This is a genomic window from Tautonia plasticadhaerens (assembly GCF_007752535.1).
Lineage (GTDB): Bacteria > Planctomycetota > Planctomycetia > Isosphaerales > Isosphaeraceae > Tautonia > Tautonia plasticadhaerens.
Map to the genome: position 1 here is coordinate 1,150,560 of NZ_CP036426.1, position 20,291 is coordinate 1,170,850.

The 20,291-nt window shown below is 70.0% G+C and carries 10 protein-coding genes; 7 read left to right on the forward strand and 3 right to left on the reverse strand.

Annotation, left to right across the window (positions count from 1 at the left end):
* The first annotated feature begins 114 nt into the window (after window positions 1-114).
* Window positions 115-5,316 (forward strand): Ig-like domain-containing protein, encoded by a 5,202-nt coding sequence (locus ElP_RS04365; protein WP_197446705.1) that lies wholly within the window; start codon window positions 115-117, stop codon window positions 5,314-5,316.
* 375 nt (window positions 5,317-5,691) lie between these two features.
* On the opposite strand, the gene ElP_RS04370 is transcribed toward ElP_RS04365, so the two are convergent.
* From ElP_RS04370 to ElP_RS04380, 3 genes are all read right to left on the reverse strand, one after another.
* Window positions 5,692-6,189 carry a hypothetical protein gene (locus tag ElP_RS04370; RefSeq protein ID WP_145267470.1) on the reverse strand — a complete coding sequence of 166 codons (498 nt, stop codon included), beginning with the start codon at window positions 6,187-6,189 and terminating at the stop codon, window positions 5,692-5,694.
* Between the two features lie 791 nt (window positions 6,190-6,980).
* Window positions 6,981-8,084 carry a serine/threonine-protein kinase gene (locus ElP_RS04375; protein WP_145267471.1) on the reverse strand — a complete coding sequence of 368 codons (1,104 nt, stop codon included), beginning with the start codon at window positions 8,082-8,084 and terminating at the stop codon, window positions 6,981-6,983.
* Between the two features lie 32 nt (window positions 8,085-8,116).
* Window positions 8,117-8,755 (reverse strand): sigma-70 family RNA polymerase sigma factor, encoded by a 639-nt coding sequence (locus ElP_RS04380; protein ID WP_145267472.1) that lies wholly within the window; start codon window positions 8,753-8,755, stop codon window positions 8,117-8,119.
* Between the two features lie 1,398 nt (window positions 8,756-10,153).
* Between ElP_RS04380 and ElP_RS04385 the strand changes: the two genes are divergently transcribed.
* The 6 genes from ElP_RS04385 to ElP_RS04410 all read left to right on the forward strand — a co-directional run bounded on the left by ElP_RS04385 (window position 10,154) and on the right by ElP_RS04410 (window position 20,255).
* Window positions 10,154-12,202: a calcium-binding protein gene (locus tag ElP_RS04385; RefSeq protein WP_145267473.1), complete on the forward strand. Its 2,049-nt coding sequence runs from the start codon at window positions 10,154-10,156 to the stop codon at window positions 12,200-12,202.
* 700 nt (window positions 12,203-12,902) lie between these two features.
* Window positions 12,903-14,462 carry an SdrD B-like domain-containing protein gene (locus tag ElP_RS04390; RefSeq protein WP_197446707.1) on the forward strand — a complete coding sequence of 520 codons (1,560 nt, stop codon included), beginning with the start codon at window positions 12,903-12,905 and terminating at the stop codon, window positions 14,460-14,462.
* Between the two features lie 634 nt (window positions 14,463-15,096).
* A complete protein-coding gene (locus ElP_RS04395; RefSeq protein WP_145267475.1) occupies window positions 15,097-16,374 on the forward strand; it encodes a glycosyltransferase in 1,278 nt (425 codons plus the stop codon).
* A 57-nt stretch (window positions 16,375-16,431) separates the two neighbouring features.
* On the forward strand, window positions 16,432-17,505 hold the full coding sequence (locus ElP_RS04400) for a class I SAM-dependent methyltransferase (protein WP_145267476.1): 1,074 nt from the start codon (window positions 16,432-16,434) through the stop codon (window positions 17,503-17,505).
* A gap of 84 nt (window positions 17,506-17,589) precedes the next feature.
* A complete protein-coding gene (locus ElP_RS04405) occupies window positions 17,590-19,386 on the forward strand; it encodes a glycosyltransferase family 4 protein (protein ID WP_145267477.1) in 1,797 nt (598 codons plus the stop codon).
* 68 nt (window positions 19,387-19,454) lie between these two features.
* Window positions 19,455-20,255, forward strand: a complete 801-nt coding sequence (locus ElP_RS04410) for a class I SAM-dependent methyltransferase (RefSeq protein ID WP_145267478.1) — start codon at window positions 19,455-19,457, stop codon at window positions 20,253-20,255.
* Window positions 20,256-20,291: the final 36 nt, after the last annotated feature.

Genomic DNA, 20,291 nt, shown 5'->3' on the forward strand with positions numbered 1-20,291 from the left:
GATCGTGTTCCACCGTCGTCGCTGGAACATCGGATGGACGATTTGAACTATTTGGGGAGGTTCGTCGTGGGACAACGCCAGGATCGTTCTGTTCGCCCCGATCGACGATGTCTGGTGCGGAGCAGCCGGCCTTCCTGCGAGCGATTGGAACCGAGGGAATTGCTCTCGCAGGTCGTCTTCGACGGCGAGGTGCTGAGCGTCACGGGGAACGACGCCCCGAACCTGGTGCTGGCCTTCCCGATCCTCGGCTCGACGGTGGTGGTCGTCGATGACGCCACGTTCCGGATCCCGGTCGAGCCGGACGCAATCCGACTGATCGTCGTCGAGGCGGGCGGGGGGGACGACTACCTGGACTTCTCCGCCCTGTCGGGCTTCCAGGGCATGACCGTGCTGGACGGCGGCGGCGGCCTCGACACGATCCTCGGCAGCTCGGGGGCCGATTCGATCCGAGGGGGCTCGGGCGACGATTATCTGGTCGGCGGATTCGGGCCGGACACGATCGACGGGGGGGACGGCCAAGACCTCCTGGACGGTGGCGACGGCCTGCTCGCCGACGCGACGCTCGTCGGGGGCGACGACCGGCTCATCGGTGGTGCGGGCGACGACACGATCACCGGCGGGTCCGGCGACGACACGATCGACGCGGGGCCTGGAGACAACCTCGTCGATGCCGGCGTGGGCGTCACGATCGGGGGGGTGCTGATCGGGGCGGCGGACTCGATCTCCTCCGGGGACGGCGACGACACGATCGTCTCCCACGACGGCGACGACACGATCGAGGCCGGTGGCGGGCGGAATGTGGTCGACGCCGGCGCGGGGGATGATCGCGTCACGACCGGATCGGGGATCGACTCGGTCGACGCGGGGACGGGCCGGAACTGGGTCTCGGCGGGAGCCGGTCCCGACACCCTGGTGGCCGGGCCCGGCGACGACACGCTCCTCGGCGGCGGCGGCGACGACCGGATCGAGGCGGGCGACGGTCGGAACCTGGTCGACGCGGGAGACGGCCGGAACACGGTCGTCGCCGGGTCCGGCGACGACACCATCTCCGCCGGGGCCGATGACGACACGATCGAATCGGGCGGCGGCCGGGACCTGGTCGACGCGGGAGACGGCCGCAACCGGCTCCGCGCCGGGGCCGGCCACGACACGATCCGCTCCGGCGCCGGCCGGGACGACATCGACGCCGGCGAGGGCGACGACCTGATCGAGTCCGGTGGCGACGGTGACCTGATCCTCGGCGGCGGTGGCCACGACACGATCCGGCCGGGAGACGGCGACGACTCGGTCTCGGCCGGGTCCGGAGACGACCTCGTGGAGGGCGGGGCGGGGGCCGACACCATCGATGGCGGCGAGGGCAACGACCTGATCGACGGCGGCGAGGGCACCGACGTGCTCCTCGGCCGCCCGGGCGACGACACCCTGATCGGCGGAGCGGGTGCCGACTTCCTCGACGGCGACGATGGCGCCGACATCCTCCTCGGCGGCGACGGCCCCGACACGATCAACGGCGGCGGCGGTCCCGACCTGATCATCGGCGGCGACGGCGCGGATTCGATCGTCGCCGGCACGTCGCTCGAGTTCGACGGGGAGACGATCGTCGGCGGCATCGGTAACGATACGATCGTCTCGGGGGGCGGGCCCGACTCGATCGAGGCCGGCGAGGGAGACGACCACGTCGATGCCGGCCCCGGCCCGGACCTCGTCGATGGCGGTGAGGGGAATGACCGGCTCGAGGGCGGTGCCGGCAATGACGCGGTCTTCGGACGTGATGGCAACGACTCCCTGTCGGGCGGCGATGGTCGGGACGAACTCTCGGGCGGCGAGGGGGTCGACCTCCTGCTGGGCGGCACCGGGAACGACCGGATCGACGGCGGCCCCGGCTACGATTTCCTGGAGGGCGGGAGCGGCTTCGACACGATCGTCGCCGGTGACGGCCGCGACACGGTGAACAACGGGAGCCTCGACGACCTGATCGAGTTCGTCCCCCCCTTCGATCCTGTTTTGCTCGGGAGCTATCAAGGCCTCGGGTGGGACCTGCCGCCGGGTGTCGATGTCTTCCCGCCGGCGCCGCCTTCGGCCGTCGGACTGCTGCCCGAGGATGACACAGGGGCCCCGGGAGACGGGATCACACGGGTCCTCCGGCCTCGACTGACCGGCTTCGCCGAACCCGGATCGACCGTCGAGTTGTTCGACGCACTCGGGCATCCGCTGGCGACGTCGAGGACGGGAGTGGATGGCCGGTTCCACATCCAATTCCCCGAAGATCTTGCCGAGGGTATGACGAAGGCGCTCCTCAGGGTCCGCGACCCGGCCGGCAACGTGGGCCAGGCCTCGGCAATCGCCCTCGTCGTGGACAGGACTCCCCCGCCGGCGGCGAGGGTCCCGGTGCTGCGGGGGTCCGACGACGGGGTGACGCGGGTGCGGGCGCCGTCGTTCGAGGTGGGCGGGGTGGAGCCGGGCGCGGAGGTGCAGCTGCTGCGGGACGGGGTGGTGGTGGCGCGTCGGTCGGGCCCGGGCGTGCTGAGCGACCCCGGCGTGCCGGGCGACGGGGCGTACCGCTACGCGGCGCGCCAGGTGGACGCGGCCGGCAACCTCGGCCCGGCCGGGCCGGGGCTGACGGTGGTGGTGGACGCGACGCCGCCGGCGGCGGCGGGGGCGCCGGTGCTGCGGCCGTCGGACGACACGGGGGTGCGGGGCGACGGGGTGACGCGGGTGCGGGCGCCGTCGTTCGAGGTGGGCGGGGTGGAGCCGGGCGCGGAGGTGCAGCTGCTGCGGGACGGGGTGGTGGTGGCGCGTCGGTCGGGCCCGGGCGTGCTGAGCGACCCCGGCGTGCCGGGCGACGGGGCGTACCGCTACGCGGCGCGCCAGGTGGACGCGGCCGGCAACCTCGGCCCGGCCGGGCCGGGGCTGACGGTGGTGGTGGACGCGACGCCGCCGGCGGCGGCGGGGGCGCCGGTGCTGCGGCCGTCGGACGACACGGGGGTGCGGGGCGACGGGGTGACGCGGGTGCGGGCGCCGTCGTTCGAGGTGGGCGGGGTGGAGCCGGGCGCGGAGGTGCAGCTGCTGCGGGACGGGGTGGTGGTGGCGCGTCGGTCGGGCCCGGGCGTGCTGAGCGACCCCGGCGTGCCGGGCGACGGGGCGTACCGCTACGCGGCGCGCCAGGTGGACGCGGCCGGCAACCTCGGCCCGGCCGGGCCGGGGCTGACGGTGGTGGTGGACGCGACGCCGCCGGCGGCGGCGGGGGCGCCGGTGCTGCGGCCGTCGGACGACACGGGGGTGCGGGGCGACGGGGTGACGCGGGTGCGGGCGCCGTCGTTCGAGGTGGGCGGGGTGGAGCCGGGCGCGGAGGTGCAGCTGCTGCGGGACGGGGTGGTGGTGGCGCGTCGGTCGGGCCCGGGCGTGCTGAGCGACCCCGGCGTGCCGGGCGACGGGGCGTACCGCTACGCGGCGCGCCAGGTGGACGCGGCCGGCAACCTCGGCCCGGCCGGGCCGGGGCTGACGGTGGTGGTGGACGCGACGCCGCCGGCGGCGGCGGGGGCGCCGGTGCTGCGGCCGTCGGACGACACGGGGGTGCGGGGCGACGGGGTGACGCGGGTGCGGGCGCCGTCGTTCGAGGTGGGCGGGGTGGAGCCGGGCGCGGAGGTGCAGCTGCTGCGGGACGGGGTGGTGGTGGCGCGTCGGTCGGGCCCGGGCGTGCTGAGCGACCCCGGCGTGCCGGGCGACGGGGCGTACCGCTACGCGGCGCGCCAGGTGGACGCGGCCGGCAACGCGGGCCCGGCCGGCGGTTCGGTGACGGTGGTGGTGGACAATTCGGTCCGGACTCCGACTCCGAGGTTGCTCGATGCGGACGATACCGGCGTCGTGGGAGACCATCGCACGGCGATCCGACGGCCGCGGATCGTCGGGATCACGGATCCCGGGGCGATGGTCGAGCTGCTCGATTCCTCGGGGGCGGTCGTCGAGGTCGTCGAGGCGGCGGCGGACGGTTCGTTCGTGGTGAGCCCGCCGGCCCTCCCGCCCGGCCCGGCCCGCTTCTCGGTGCGGGCCCGGGATGCAGCGGGCAACGTGGCGGTCGGACCGGCCATCAAGCTCCGGATCCTCGGCACACCCGGCGACCACGACGGCAACGGGGTGGCGGATCTGGCGGTGTTCCGGCCGGCGACGGGGGAGTGGCTGGTGGCGTTGAAGGACGGGACCGGGGCCACGCTGGGGGTGCGGGTGGAGCGGTTCGGCGACACGCAGCTGAGGGACGTGCCGGCGCCGGCCGACTACGACGGCAACGGGGTGGCGGACCTGGCGGTGTTCCGGCCGGCGACGGGGGAGTGGCTGGTGGCGTTGAAGGACGGGACCGGGGCCACGCTGGGGGTGCGGGTGGAGCGGTTCGGCGACACGCAGCTGAGGGACGTGCCGGCGCCGGCCGACTACGACGGCAACGGGGTGGCGGACCTGGCGGTGTTCCGGCCGGCGACGGGGGAGTGGCTGGTGGCGTTGAAGGACGGGACCGGGGCCACGCTGGGGGTGCGGGTGGAGCGGTTCGGCGACACGCAGCTGAGGGACGTGCCGGCGCCGGCCGACTACGACGGCAACGGGGTGGCGGACCTGGCGGTGTTCCGGCCGGCGACGGGGGAGTGGCTGGTGGCGTTGAAGGACGGGACCGGGGCCACGCTGGGGGTGCGGGTGGAGCGGTTCGGCGACACGCAGCTGAGGGACGTGCCGGCGCCGGCCGACTACGACGGCAACGGGGTGGCGGACCTGGCGGTCCTCCGCCCGACCAGCGATCAATTCCTCGTTTTGCAGAAGGATCCGGACGGCGTCACCATCGGCTCGCAAATCTCCCAGGCCAGGGTCGATGGCTGGGGCCGGATCCCCGTCGAGATCCCGACCGGGAGCCTCGCCGCCCTCGGCGTGGTCGGTGACTCGGGGGGAGGGACCGGGTCGGCCCGATTCACCGCCGGGACCTCGGTCGGCTCGACAGACGTCGCTCGGGGGGAGGTCCTCGGGAGCGGGGCCGTCCGGGCGACCGAACAACCGATCATCGCGCAGGGAGGCCGGCATGATCGATCTCCGGGGCCCCGGCTCCCGGCCCCCGGACCGGCGTCGACTCGGGCCGCCCTCCGGGGTAGCCCGGTTCGATTCTCGCGTCCGGCCTCCCTCTCCGCGTCTGCAATCCGGCACGGGGGCAGGGGAGTGGACCGCGTTCGGCTGATCGACGAGGCGATCGCGAGTCGGCTCCGGTTCGCCGACGAACTCGCGATGGCCCTCACGTCCGATCGGCTCCCGATCGCGGCGAATCCGTTCCGGAGCCGGCCGTAGGTCGCCGCGCAGCCGGCCTCGGGCAGCATGGCCCGCCGAATCCGGGCGGGCCTCCCGGGCACTGTCACGAGCCGTTGCCGGTGGCGTCGTCGAATCGAACGACGCTGGCGTCGCTCGGAGTTGGCCGTTCCTCGAGGCACGGCTCGGCCTGGCCGGATGATACACCGGCTGGTGTGTTGAGCATCGTCAAGGGCCGCGAGGGCAAATCCGCACGCCCCTGCGGCCGGAGCGTCCGTCCCACGCCACCGGCATCATCTGGACCGTGGCCAGAGCCCGGATCGTCCGAGGATCGATCCGGGCGTCGCTCGAGAATCCGCTGGGGGGATCGCCTTGGCCGCGTCACCCCTGATACCTGCCGGGTGACCGGACATCCGGTCATCCCTCCGGCTCGGCCGAGGCCTCGACCGCCGACGGCACGGTCCCGGGCCGTGCCACCCTGAGATAGCCGGAGATGCCCACGATCACGAACCCGAGGGCCACGGTGATGACCAACCATCGCCGGTTGTCCCGGCGCATGCCCTCGAAGGCCTTCGACCGACCGGCGAGTGCCGAGGCCAGGAAGAAGACGACGAACGCCAGCAGCATCTTCAGGCCCATGAGGCCGTGGTAGAGCCCGTCTCCCCGGTGTCGGGGGAGGGCGACGGCGACGTAATTGTAGAGCCCGCTCAGCAGGAACAGGGCGATGCCGACGGAGACCACCTTGCGCCAGGTCCCCATCAGTCGCCCGCGGAACGCCTCGTGCTCGGCATCGGGCAACCCGGAGGCGGCCGGGATGAGCACGAAGCGGAGGAAGACGCTCCCGCCCAGGATGACGATGGCGGTCGCCACGTGGGTCCAGCGGGAAACGAGGTCGATCGGCAGCGATTCAATCATCGACGAGGGCTCCGGGGACATCGTCCTCGAGCAGCAGGGTGACCCTCCCGATCGCCGGCGTCTCGCCGGTCATCGGCGGGCCTCGTACGCGTTCCGCGCCCGGCGGACGTCATCTCCCCCGGGACATGGGGCCAATCTAGGGTGGCGTCGGCTCGTCGTCAACGGTCGCGACGTGACGACAGGACGATTGCGAGGCCCGATGCGGAGGCGTATGCGATACCCCGCCCGCGTTGCAAGCGGCTCGACGTGATCGCCATCCGGTTTCGGGCCGTGCCTCAGGGCGTTCGACCGTCCTCCGCGGCCTCGCCGATTCGTCCTCGATGGATGCCCGGAGTATCCCGACCTGGTCCAGAGTCGGGATAATGCACCGGAACAGCGTCCGACGGCGCCGACTCGAGGATCGGGCATCCTCCCGGGACCGCGACAGCCGCTTGGCCCGCCCCTCGTGGGTGTTCGTCCGCACCCGGCGGGCCGCCGGCCCCTTCGAGTCCGAAGGTTGGCCTGGATTTCCCCTCCTCACGGAGCCGATCGCTCGCTTTGACCGGCTCCGGCACCACGTCGGAGGCCGACTACCGCATGAGAGGCTTCTCGGGAATCGCCGCAGGTGATCGGCATCGTTCCGGTCGATTTGGGCGAAGGCCAGAGGCAGGTCGGCCCTCGGGGCAGTGGCCAGCAGCATCATGCAGCGTCCCTGGTGCCGGTGGGCGGTGCGGTGCGTGCCGCCCACCGGCCCGATCGACCCGGAAACCAAGGGTGTCGGTCGGCGGTGAGGATGGCCGGCCGCCGAGGGCTCATCCATCTCGCTCCGTCGTCGCGCCGCCAAGTTGGCCCAGTGCCGCGACGAAGGAGCCGACCGAGGGGAACCGGTCTTCCGGGCGCTTGGCCAGGCAGCGCAGGCACGCGGACTCCACCGGCTCGGGGATGTCGGGACGGAGGCGACGCGGGGCGGGAGGCGGCTCGGCGAGGATCCGTCGCAGGGACTGCCCGCGGGGGGAGGCCGGGAATGGTGGCGAGCCGACGAGCAATTCGTAGAGCACCGCCCCGAGGGCGTACACGTCGGCCGCCGGCCCGACGGCGCCGAAACGGGTGTCGAGCTCCTCCGGGGCGAGATAAGGCAGCCGGCCGGCCAGCGGGAGCGGGTCGTCGGCCTGATGCTCGCCCATGATCCGAGACAGGCCGAAATCGGCGAGCTTCGGAACGATCCCCGTGCCGACGGCGACGCCCAGCCCACCGCCGGCCTCCGCGGCGTCGGCCGGGACGAGGATGATGTTGTGCGGGGCGACGTCCCGGTGCAGCACCCCGCGATCGTGGGCGTGCTGCAAGCCCGCGCCGACGGCCGCGACGATGGCAGCGGCCTCGGCCGGAGCGACCCGAGGGCCGGCCCGTCCCACCCGATCGGCCAGCGTCGGGCCCGGGTAGTACGCGTAGCAGATGTAGTAGAGCGGGCCGATCGCCCCGGCTTCCAGGACCCGGACGAGATTCGGGTGGTCGAGCATCGAGACCACTCTCGCCTCGAGCAGGAACTGGTTGAGCAACTCGTCCTCGACCAGGAGTTCCGGCCGCGGCAGCTTCAGCGCCATCGGCGGGCCGTCCCCCTCGCGAACGAGCAGGACCACCCCGAATCCCCCTCGGCCGAGTTCGCGGAGGATCAGGAACTGTCCGAGCGACCGGGGCAGGGTCCATGACTCCGCGGGGCCGGCCGACTCGGATGCCGAGTTCCGACGGTCCAACCAACCGGGACGCCGCCGCTCGAGCCACTGGAGGGCATAGCTGGCCCTTCGAATTTGCTCGTCCAGGTCTTCCGTGGAGGCGGTGCGGCTCGGTGGCCGACTGAGGCGCAAGCAGCCCCTCAGCCACTCCCTGAGGTGGCGTGTGGGTGTGGGTGTCTGGACCATCGAAGCCTCCGCCCGCCGCCGGATGGCGAGAGTCACCGTGCCGCTTTCTGGGCGTACGCCTGCTCAGCCTCGAGCAGTTTCGAGAGCCGGTCGACGGCACGCCACCAGAGCATGCGCGCCGCATCCGCCGTGCGGCCGGTGACCATGGCGATCTCCTCGAAGGTCATCTCCTCCCAGTGCCGGAGCAGGAGCACCTCGCGGTAGTGGCTCGGGAGCTTGCCGAGGTAGCTGCCGATGTCCTGTTCCAGCTCGTGGCGGATGGCCACGACGCTGGGGCTCTCGCCACCGTCCGGCGGGTCCCCCCCGTGGTCGACGATCTCCTCGATCGGGACCTCGCGTGAGGCCCGACGCTTGGCGGAACTGCGATAGCTCCTCGCGAAGTTCGACAGGTGGTTCTTGAGGATCCGGCGGATCCAGGCGTAGAACTCCGCCTCGGATTCCCCTCGGAACCGCTCGAACCCGCCGTAGGCCTCGATGATCGTCTCCTGCACCAGGTCCGATGCCCCGGCCTTCGATCGCAGCTGCTCCTCCATCTCGCGATTGGCGATGAGCAGCAGGTAATCGCGGCAAAGCTCGAAGAGCTGGGACCGCGATTGCGTGCAGCCCCGCCGCGCCTCGGCGACCAGGGCACCGAGCGTCCCGGCCTCACTTCGGTTCGGCTTCATGTGCATCAAAAATTACCCCTTCTTCGATTTATTCAAACAGGGGATAAATGTTAAATGTGATAATCAGGTGGCCAAACGTCCTGGGACCGCGTCGCGCCCAGACGTGACCGATCGAGGTATCCCCGCATGTTCAAACGTGATTGATCGCTTCGGCGGGAAGGTTGGCCGATCGCTGCCGCCATCGCCCCCGAGCCGTGACCTCCGGACGCACTCGCAGAATCCGGGAATCGACTTCGCACGGGGGAGTGTCGTCGTGATCCGCTCCATCATGGGACGTCAGGTCCCGGAGGCACAGCTCAGCCATCAGGAGAATCCTTTTTCAATCACCGGCGGGCACGACCCGGCATCGGATCTCTTATCCGCGATCTGAGGGGATGGCATGACAGGGTGCTCTCACCGGACGGAGTTGTCAAACCAAAATGATCAAGCTGGGGAGTTTTCTAAACATGGTACGCATGCCGATGGATAGTATTTGTAAGCGGTGCGCTAATCGGGCGACGCCAAGTAATGGCTGGGAATCCGGAACAGGCGGCAATTTCCGGGTCGACTCGCACTCAACCGCGGGCTGCCCGAGCCAGGGGATTCACGAGACCGTGACGAATTCGGGAATGATCGGGCAGGCAGGGCCGCCGCGGGCCGGAGGCACTTCGCCGACGAATCCGGGTGGCGAGCGGGGTCGACCTCGCCACGGGGTCGATTCGCAGACGTCGCCCTCGCCGCCACTCTTTCCGAGAGTGACCGCCGACAGGGCCCTCGGGCGACGACGTTCGGAAGATCCCACACGTGCGTGTTTCAATGTTCGCTAGGCCATTCGCATTAGATGAAACACGCACGCAACCACCATCGAAATCATGATTGTGTGGTGCTAATCGACGAGTTCGTCCGGAGCGGCCGAAAAGTAGAGTCATGCATGCGTGGTCTAGAATAATCTTCGATTCTCGCGGCCTGGTTCGTTCGCTAGCAACCAGCCAAGGGGACTAGGAGTCTTGGAGCAGTGGTGCTCCAACACGGCCCCCAACCTCAACGACTGAGGCCCCTCTCCTGGTGACAAGGGTGAGGGGAGAGTCGAGTCAATGCCCGTGAGCGGTTGCGGCCCAACTGATTGCAGAGCTTCTCAACTGCCGACACCGCGTGTCGAGCGTTCGCGGCCGGGCGACGCATCGGCACGCCGGTCCTTCGGGGAATTCTTCCGAGACCACCATGATCGATGATTCATCCAGAGGATCTGCAACCAGGTGATCCAAGGTGATCGCCGTCCCGCGAATGGCGGGGCGCCGCGATCGCCCGCTTCCGCCTCGCCCCGGTGCCGCGACCGGCGGCGGGGCACACCGCTGGGGTGCCCCCGGTGGCCTTCTCCGTCGCGCTATCCAGACCGGTGATCGGTCCTTCCAGGAGTAATGCATCATGTCCCTGAATTTCGATAACTTCCGTGGCCTGGGTCGTCGGCGTGAGTCCCTGCGTGCCAAGCGACGCCGCTCCGCCCTGGGGACCGAACTCAAGCCGATGGCCGACGTGCTCGAGCAGCGCCGGCTGATGGCGGTCGAGATCATCCCGCTGGGGGGGGGTGGCTTCAAGGTCGTGGGTGACAACGGGGATAACCTGCTGTTCCTCCTGGACACCCCCTTCGGCACCCAGTTCGTGACCGACTCCGGCGCCCCGATCATCAACGGCGTCACCTCCCTCCAGGTGGAGATGAACGGCGGGAACGACTACGTCGACATGTCGTTCACCAAGCTGAACATCCCGACCACCATCCTCGGCGGCGCCGGCGATGACATCCTTATCGGCGTGAACAGCGTCACCAAGACCGACGTGATCAACGGCGGGGACGGCAACGACTCGATCGACAGCGGCTTGGGCAATGACTCGATCGTCGGCGGTGCCGGCAAGGACACCCTCCTCGGCGGGCCCGTCCAGTTCACCGACGACCCGAAGGTGATGGACGAGGTCCTCGGCGGCAACGACACCATCGATGGCGGCAACGGCGACGACCTGATCGACGCCGGGTCGGGCAACGACCTCGTCCTCGGCGGCTCCGGGAACGACACGATTGACGCCGGCTTCGGCAAGGTCGACACCTTCCCGCCTGCCCCCAGCAGCCGGATCGTCGGCGGCGATGACACCGTCTTCGCCGGCACCGGCGACGACACCGTCAACGCCCGGGACGGCAACGACCTGGTCACCGGCGATGACGGGAATGACACGATCGACGGCGGGGACGGCAACGACACGCTGCTCGGCGGCAACGGCAATGACGTGCTGATGGCCGGCTCGGGGAACAATAACGTCAACGCGGGCTCAGGGAACAACGTCGTCACGGCCGGCAACGGCAACGACACCGTGACCTCGGGCGCCGGCAACGACGCCATCATGGTCGGCGACGGCGACAATGTCGTCACCGATGCCGGCGGCAACAACACGATCACCACCGGCATCGGTGCCGACAGCATCACGGTCACCGGCGATGGGGACAACTCGGTCACCAGCGGCGCCGGCAACGACACCGTCACCCTCCAGGGCGTCGGCAACGACACCGTCAATGCCGGGGCCGGGGATGACGAGGTGTCCACGGGCGCCGGGGCCGACTCGGTCGACGGTGGTGCCGGGGATGACTTCCTCGACGCCGGCAGCAGCGACAGCAGCAACGACACCGTCGTCGGCGGCGCCGGCAACGACACGATCCTCGCCGGCAACGGCCAGAACGTCGTCAGCGGCGGCGACGGCGACGACGACATCACGACCGGGTCCGACGAGGATAGCATCGACGCCGGCAACGGCAACGACACGGTCCTCGCGGGCGACGGCAGCGACACCGTCAGCGGCGGTGCCGGCGACGACATCATCATCTCCAGCAACGGTGACGCCTCCGCGGACGTCGTCGATGCCGGCTCCGGTGCCGACTTCGTGATCGGCAGCGGCGGCGCCGACTCCCTCAACGGCGGCTCCGGCAACGACACGATCTTCGGCCTCGACGGCGCCGATTCGATCGTCGGCGGCTCCGCCCTCGACAACGACACGGACGAGCTGTTCGGCGACGACGGCAACGACACCCTGGTCGGGTCCGGCGGCGCCGACTTCATCTCCGGCGGCACCGGCCATGACAGCGTCACCGGCAACGCCGGCAACGACGTGATCCTGGGCGAAGCCGGCAACGACACGGTCCAGGGCAACGACGGCGACGACGAGATTCTCGGCGGCACCGGCAACGACGAGCTGTTCGGCAACAACGGCCGCGACTACGTCGACGGCGAGGATGGGAATGACACCCTGGGCGGCGGCAATGCCACCGGCACCGGCGGATTCTTCGACACGATTCGGGGCGGTGCGGGCAACGACTCCATCTACGGCGGCATCCTCTCCGAGCTGGTCGTCGGTGTCGGCTTCGACACCGTGCGGGGTGCCATCATGCCGATCCTCGACTTCGAGGGCCCGGACCCGGTGACGTTCATCTGAGCCTTCGTGTGACCCAGTGACGAAGGCGGACCAAGCCCCCTCCGGCGGCACGCCGCCGGAGGGGGCCGTTGTTATTCCCGCGATCGGCTGCTGTGGAGGCACCAGTGCGGAAGGGGGGCTCCCCGCTCCCTCGCCCGGTGCGGACCGACCCCGATGGTTCTCGGTCCCGATGGCTCGGCCCGATGTTTCTTCAGGTTCCGTGTTCATGTCCTGGTCGTTGTCTTGATTTGAACGCCCCGGATGCCGGTGTCTGCGGTGCCGGGGAGAACGATCCCGCTCTCCGAGACCTCGACCCCGATCGAATCTCGACCTCTGATGGAACGCCTCGGCCCCGGAGCCGCACGAGGCCAGGCCGGATCTCGATCGAGTCGCGAGTCGTCGAGGCCGGAAGGCGGTCGTGAGGCGGACCACGTCTACGTGGTGTGAAGGGCGACATTGATTTCTCACGAGCGGTCGTCCCGGGCGTACGTCTGTCACCCCTCCCGGGGCATCGCCATCCTCCCCCGAGCATTTCATCACGCGGTAGACCAACCGTGACAGGAGCGACGCGATGACACTTCGGTTGATGACTCCGACTCCGGGCCGATTTCGCCGGGGCCGACGGCCGGCCCGAACTGGCGGCAATTTGGTTGGGGTTTCGCTCTGGGCTCGGGTGGATGAACTCGAGTGCCGCGCCCTCCTGTCCACGATCTCGGGCCACGTGTACGACGACCTCGACGGCGACGGCAGCCGGGACGCCGGCGAGCCCGGGCTGTCGGGCGTGACCGTCTACCTCGACCAGAACCTCAACGGGTCACTCGATCCGGGGGAGTCGAGCAGGGTCAGCGACGGCAGCGGCTCCTACCGCTTCGACCTCAGCCCGGGCGCCTATTTCGTCCGTCAGGTCGCCCCGCCGGGCCGGAACCAGACCGAGCCGGTTGGGGGCTTCCACTACGTCTCACTCTCGGGCGCGCAGGATGTCGTCCGAAACTTCGGGAACCAATCGATCGAAGTGGGCAAGGCACCGATCATGGGCCGGGCCTATCACGACCTGGATTCCGACGGCGTGAAAGATGCCAACGAGCCGGGCCTGGCCGGGTGGACCGTCTTCGCCGATCTCGACAACAACGCGATGCCGAGCCCGGGCGAGCCCTCCGCGACCACCGATGCTGAGGGCAATTACCGGATGCTGGTCGATCCCGGTCGCGTCTACCAGATCCGCGAGGACGTCCCAACCGGCTGGGCCCTGACCGCGCCGCCGGTCGGCTACCACATCGTCCCGGTCTTCTCGACCCGGCCCGTCCTCGGCCGCGACTTCGGGAACATCCAGGTCGGCGGCGGTGACGACGAGGGGGTGCTCAACGGTCAGGTCTATGACGACCAGGACGGCGATGGCGTGAAGGACGCCGGCGAGTCCGGCCTGGCCGGCTGGACCGTCTACCTGGACCAGGACGAGGACGGCGTGCTCGACCCGGGCGAACAGAGCATGCTCAGCAATGCGTCCGGCAACTACAGCTTCACGGTCGAGCCGGGCTCGTATCAGATCCGCGAGGTCGTGATGCCGAATTGGCAGCAGACGGCGCCGGTCGGCGGCGTCCACGAGGTCACGGTGGCCGCCGACCAGACCATCTCCGGACTCGACTTCGGCAATAAGCTCGCTGCCGGTGGGTCGATCTCGGGCACTGTCTTCCAGGACATCGAGAACCTGACGACCCGGGATCCCGGCGAGCCGGGACTGTCGGGGTGGACCGTCTACGCCGACCTGAACAACAATTCCCTGCTCGACTCCGGCGAGCCCAGCGTGCTCTCCGGCGCCAACGGCCTCTACAGCCTCCCCCTCGAGCCGGGCACCTATCGGCTCCGAGAGATCTTGATGACCGGATGGATCCAGACCACCCCGACGCGGAGGTTCTACGACGTGGCGCTGGGCCCCGGCCAGTCGGTCACCGGCCGCGATTTCGGCAATTTCAGCCTCGGGAACCGAACCAGTTCGGTCGCCCCCCCGGGATCCGGGGCGGGGGTGCTCGGTTTCTCCGCGGCCGGTTCGATCCCCTCCGAAGAGTTCGACACCCCCGCTCCTCATGCCGAGCAAGGAGGCTCGCCCGACCTCGCGCTCCTCGACGTCGCGATCGCGGACGCCGACGCCTCCGGCGTCGTCCTCCAGGCCCAATCCCCGTCCCGCCTCCGCCCCGAGAGCACTGTTCGCCTCGGGGTCGCAGCGGACGCACCGTCGAAGGCCGATTCGCCCGGCGTCCGCAATTCGATCCGGCTTCTCCTGTAACGCGGCCCTCACCGAACCCCAGTCGATGAGGGCCGCATTCCGAGGTCCCCTCCCGGCGTGAGCGGCCGGATTTCGCGTCAGGACGATCCCGGGCGCCGGCTTCGGCCGGCGCCCGGGATCGCGTCGACCTCGCACCCGATCCGGGGAGGGCGTCGTGGACTGGGACGGCCTCCCCCGGCCCCATGCGCACCGAACCCCGCATGGTCCCTCCCCAGGTGCCCGGATCCCGCGTCGATGCCGATGCCACCGAACGGGCCCCAGGGAGCTTTTGTTGCGGTCCTCCTCCTGAACATCCATTCGTCGTCGAGGGGGCGGACCCCGATCGGCGGGACCGGAACGGGGGGATGGCACCTCCTTTGTGCCTGATCCCTCCATCCGGGGATCGAACTGTCGATGGGTCGTATCCGCCGGGCGATCCTTCGTCGGACTCCGGACATCTCCTGATGCCCTGGAGAAACACGGAGGAGTCGCGATTGTGGGAGAAGATTGACATGCATAAGATCGCACGATAGCCTTGAGAACCTAGTGTTTGCGTTGCGATTTTCCGAACCCACCCGGGCGAAGTGGCTCGGTCCCTGGGTACGTTGCTGAAGTCGACTCCGTCCAGTTGGCCGCGGGACCGGGATCCGATCCGATGCATGTCCTGTTCGTGCACCAGAATTTCCCTGCGCAATTCGGACACGTGGCGCGATACCTGATTCGCGAGCACGGATTCCGCTGTACCTTTGCCTCGGAGAAGCCGCCCGGGATCACCGGCGGGATCCGACGGATCCAGTACGTCCCGAAGCTTCGCGCGACGCCGGACACCCTCTACCTGACCCGGAGCTTCGAGAACGGAGTCGGCCATGCCCTGGGTGTCTACGCCGCCTGCAAGCAGCAGCTGAAGGAGCCGCCCGACCTGATCGTCGGCCACAGCGGTTTCGGCTCGACGATGTTCCTCCGCGAGCTGTTCGACTGCCCGATCATTAATTACTTCGAATATTTCTACAGATCTCGCAATAGCGACGTCGACTTCCGGCCTGAATTCCCGATTGCCGAGGTCGACCGGCTGCGAATCTCCCCTCGAAACGCCATGTTCCTGCTCGACCTGGAGAATTGCGACGCGGGGTACAGCCCCACGCACTGGCAAAAGAGCACACTCCCGGCGAGCTACGGCGACAAGGTGGAGGTCATCTTCGACGGCATCGAGCGCGAGGTCTGGCACCGCCACGAGGGGGTGAAGCGAGCCGTCGGCGATCGGGCGATCGGCCCGGAGACGAGGATCGTCACGTACGTTTCTCGCGGGTTCGAATCGATGCGCGGCTTCGATATTTTCATGAAGGTGGCCAAACGGATCTACAAGTCGATACCCGATGTCCTGTTCGTCGTCGCCGGGGTCGACCGGGTGGCCTACGGGGGCGACCTGAAGTACATCAAGGAGAAGTCGTTCCGGGAGCATGTCCTGAAGCAAGATGACTACGACATGTCGAAGTTCCTCTTCACGGGCCTGGTGCCTCCCCCTCAGCTGGCCCAACTCCTGTCGATCAGCGACCTGCACCTGTACCTGACGGTGCCCTTCGTCCTCTCGTGGTCGCTCTTCAACGCCATGGCCTGCGGCGCCACCGTGGTCGCATCGGACACGGAGCCGGTACGCGAGCTGATCCGCCACGGCGAGAATGGCCTGCTGGCCGACTTCTACGACGTCGAGGGGCTGGCCGATCTCGGCCTGCGGGTGCTCCGCGATCCGGCGGCCCATCGGCCTCTGGGCGAGGCGGGCGAGGAGCTGATCGCCACGCGATACAGCCTCGACGTGACGCTGCCGCGGATGCTCGACCTCTATCGGCGCGTCGCCAGGGGGCCGGAGACCCCCAGGACGGTGGCGACGGCCCCGGCCCCCCGCGGTGACCGCCTTCGCCTGGTCGGGGGCGAGTGAAATCAGGCCGGTCGGCGAACGCGGCGAGACGCCCGAGGTTGCGAGGAGAGCGAGACGATGAGCCGTACGCTGAGCAAGCCTGGCCAGGACGAGCCCGTCCCGCTGCTGCAGGACCACAACCTGCTCGAGCGGGCGGTCCTCGCCCATCCCTTCTTCAATACCATCCCCAAGGGCGAGGTCCGCTTCCTCGCCGTCCCGGCGATGCTCGGACGCTACATGGAGCGGCTCTCGGCGTTGTTCGAGTCGCTCGGACACGCCTTCTCGGAGGCGGAACTGCTCCAGCTCCGCGAGAAGCTGGGGGCCCGGCTCGAGCGGGCCTTCCTCCAGCGTGCGAACTCCTATGTGACCCTCGCGTACGAGCCGGTCGACCCGCCCAGGCGGGGACTCAAATGCTCGTTCCGCTCCACATCGGTGGCGTCCGAACAGCATTACGAGTCCTGGGTCAAGCACCGGAAGCCGCCGCTGTTCGGGTCCCATCCCGACGCCCGGGTCATGGCGGTGGCGGGGGGGATCCGCCCGCCAGCCCGGATCCTCGACATCGGCGCCGGCACCGGCCGCAACTCGCTCCCGCTCGCCCGACTCGGCCACGTCGTCGATGCGGTCGAGCCGACCTCGTCATTCGTCGGTCAGATCCGCGCGTCGGCCGGTGCGGAGGGGCTGTCGGTGGAGGTCCATCAGGGCGACGTCCTCGACCCGGCCTTGCCGCTGGGGGCCGCCTCGTACCGGCTGGCGATCGCCTCCGAGGTGGTCACCTCCCACTTCCGGAGCGTGGCCGAATTGCGGGCGCTCTTCAGCCGAATGGCCGAGCTGATCGCCCCCGGGGGGCTGCTGCTGTTCGACGTGTTCCTGGCCCGGGGCGACTACGAGCCCGAGCCGCTGGTCCGGCAGATGTCGCAGGTGGTCTGGACCAACCTGTTCACGAGGGCCGAGCTGGGCGAGGCCCTCCGGGGGCTGCCCTTCAAGACGATCTCCGAGACGCCCGAGTACGAATACGAGCGGGCCAACCTCCCCCCCGAGGCCTGGCCGCCGACCGGATGGTACCCGTCGTGGGCCCAGGGGCGTGACCTCTTCCGGGTCGCCAACGGCGGCCTGCCGATCGAACTGATGTGGATCCTCTGCCATCGCCACTGACCGGATCCGCGGCGGCCAGCCTCGTCGCGGCGTGGCGATGCGGGCGAGGGCACCCCGGACCGACCCGCATGGAGCTGAACGAGCATGGCGTCCGAGCACGACACGATCGGCCTCTACTATGCCCAGGACGGGTACGTCGAGCCCTCCAGGTCCGGCCGGTCCAGGGGGGCCGCCCCGAACAAGGCGGCCGAGGGCGCCGCCGGGCTGATGGGCCGACACGTCGCCGGCAAGGAATTCCTCGATGCCTTCTTCCGGTTCGGCAGGTGGTCGAAGCTCGTCGCCCTGGTCCCCGACGAGCCCAGTGCCCGGGCCATCCGCTCCTACGGCGACTCCCAGTCGAAGGACCTGATGGAGTTCCGCTCGGTCGACGTGGTTGAACTGTCCAGGCAACGCGAGGGGTTCCTGGACGCGCCCCCGGCGCCGGTGGTCCACTTCCCCGCGCCGCCGATGCCCGTCTATGCCTGGGCGCGGCAGCGGTCGGGCCCGGCGTCCTTCTGCATGACCGGCGTCACGCACACGCTGGCGTCGCTCGGCGGGCTGCACTCGCTGAACACGATGGTCACGGCGCCGTTCGAGCCGCACGACGCGCTCATCTGCACCTCCCGGGCCGTGGCCACGATGGTCCGGGCCGTGACCGGCACCTATTGCGACTACCTGCGAGACCGGTTCGGCGGGACGCCGAGGCTGTTGCCCCGCCTGGAGACGATCCCGCTGGGGGTCGACACCGAGGCGTATCGCCCGGCCCTCCCGGAGGAGCGGGCGCTGGTCCGGCAGACCCTGGGGATCGACGACGAGGAGGTCGTCGTCCTGTTCGTCGGCCGATTATCCTTCCACGCCAAGGCCAACCCCTACGCGATGTACCGGGCGCTCGCGAGGGCGGCCCGGGATACGGGCCGCAAGGTGCATCTGCTGCTCTCGGGATGGGCGTCGAACGAGCTGATCCACAAGGCCTTCCAGGACGGGGCCCGCGTCTTCGCGCCGAACCTCCGGGTGACGATCGTCGACGGGACCAGGCCGGAATACCGTCGCGCCGTGTGGGACGCGGCCGACCTCTACACCTCGCTGTCGGACAACATCCAGGAGACCTTCGGGCTGACGATCACCGAGGCGATGGCCTGCGGGCTGCCGGTGGTCGCCTCCGACTGGGACGGCTACCGCGACCAGGTCCTCGACGGCGAGTCCGGTTACCTCGTGCCGACCCGGATGGTCCGCGACTCGCTCCCGGACGCGACGCTCCGGCTGGTCCTGGGCGAGGTGAACTATGACCACTTCCTGGGCGAGTGCAGCCAGGCCGTCGCCGTCGACATCGACGCGGCGACCGTCGCCTATTCACGCCTGATCGCCGACGAGGAGCTGAGACGCCGGCAGGGGAGGGCCGGGCGGAAGCACGCCCTGGAGTCCTTCACCTGGTCGAAGGTCATCGCGGCCTACGAGGCGCTCTGGGCCGACCTCGACGAGGAACGCCGCGCGGCCGCGTCCCGAGGCCGAGAAAGCGCCGGGCCGGCGGCGACCCCGTCCTGCTACCCCCCGATCGAGCGTTCCTTCGCCTGCTACCCGACCGAACTGCTCGGCGACGACCGGGAACTCGTGGCCGACGATCATGCGGGAGAGCGCCTGGACTGGCTGATCAAGCTCCCGATCACGAACCTCGCCGGGCGCCGCCGCTGCGTGGACCCCGAGCCGCTCAAGGCCACGCTCAGGTCGGCCGGCGAACCGCGTTCCCTCGCGACGCTCGACGAGGAGCTTGGCCGGGCCGGGGTGGTCGCCGCGAAGCGGCGCCCGACGATCGCCTGGATGCTCAAGTACGGCTTGCTGCGACCGGCCCGGCCGCTCCCGGCCGGCGCGACGGGCGGCCCGGCGGCCGGCGTGGCCGCCGATTGATCGGACCCGCATCCGAGGCCCGGCCGACCGTCGGCCGGGCCCGTCACCGACCCTCGAGGCGCCCCCCGATGTATCCCTTCTGGCCGACGCTCATCAAGCCGCTGATGATGGCGGCGGATCCGAGGACGATCGTCGAGGTCGGCTCCGAGGCCGGGAAGAACACGTCCAATCTCCTCGAATACTGCCGAGAGCGGGACGCGGTCCTGCACGCGATCGACCCGGCCCCCAAGTTCGACGTCGGCCGCTGGCAGCAGCAGCACGTCGGCCGACTCACCGTCCACCGCGGCCTCAGCCTCGAGATCCTGCCCCGGCTCAGCCACTACGATTGCGTCTTCCTCGACGGCGATCACAACTGGTACACCGTCCGGGAGGAGTTGCGGATCATCGATGAGACGGCGGCCCGCACCGGCCGACTGCTCCCCCTCGTCTTCTTGCACGACATGGGCTGGCCCTACGCGCGTCGCGACCTCTACTACAATCCGGCCTCCATCCCCGAGGCGCACCGCCAGCCGTATCGCCGCAAGGGGATCGCCCCTGGCGCCTCGGCGCTGGCCGAACGTGGCGGCCACAACGCCGACCTCTGCAATGCCGAGCACGAGGGAGGCCCGCGCAACGGGGTACTGACGGCCGTCGAGGACTACGTGAAGGAGGCGGCCCGCCCGCTCAGGCTCGTCGTCATCCCCGGCTTCAGCGGGCTCGGCATCCTCTTCGACCCGGACCGCTTCGCGCAGACCCCGGCCTTCACGAAGCTCATCCAGAACTTCTCGCTCTCGCCCCTGCTCGCCCGGTACATCGAGACCCTCGAGCGGAGCCGGATCGCCTTGATGGTGCGGCCGGCACCGCAGCCCCCGCCGCCCGCCCCGCGCTGACGTAGGGCCCGGCGCGGCGGGGGCTGCCCTCGGCCT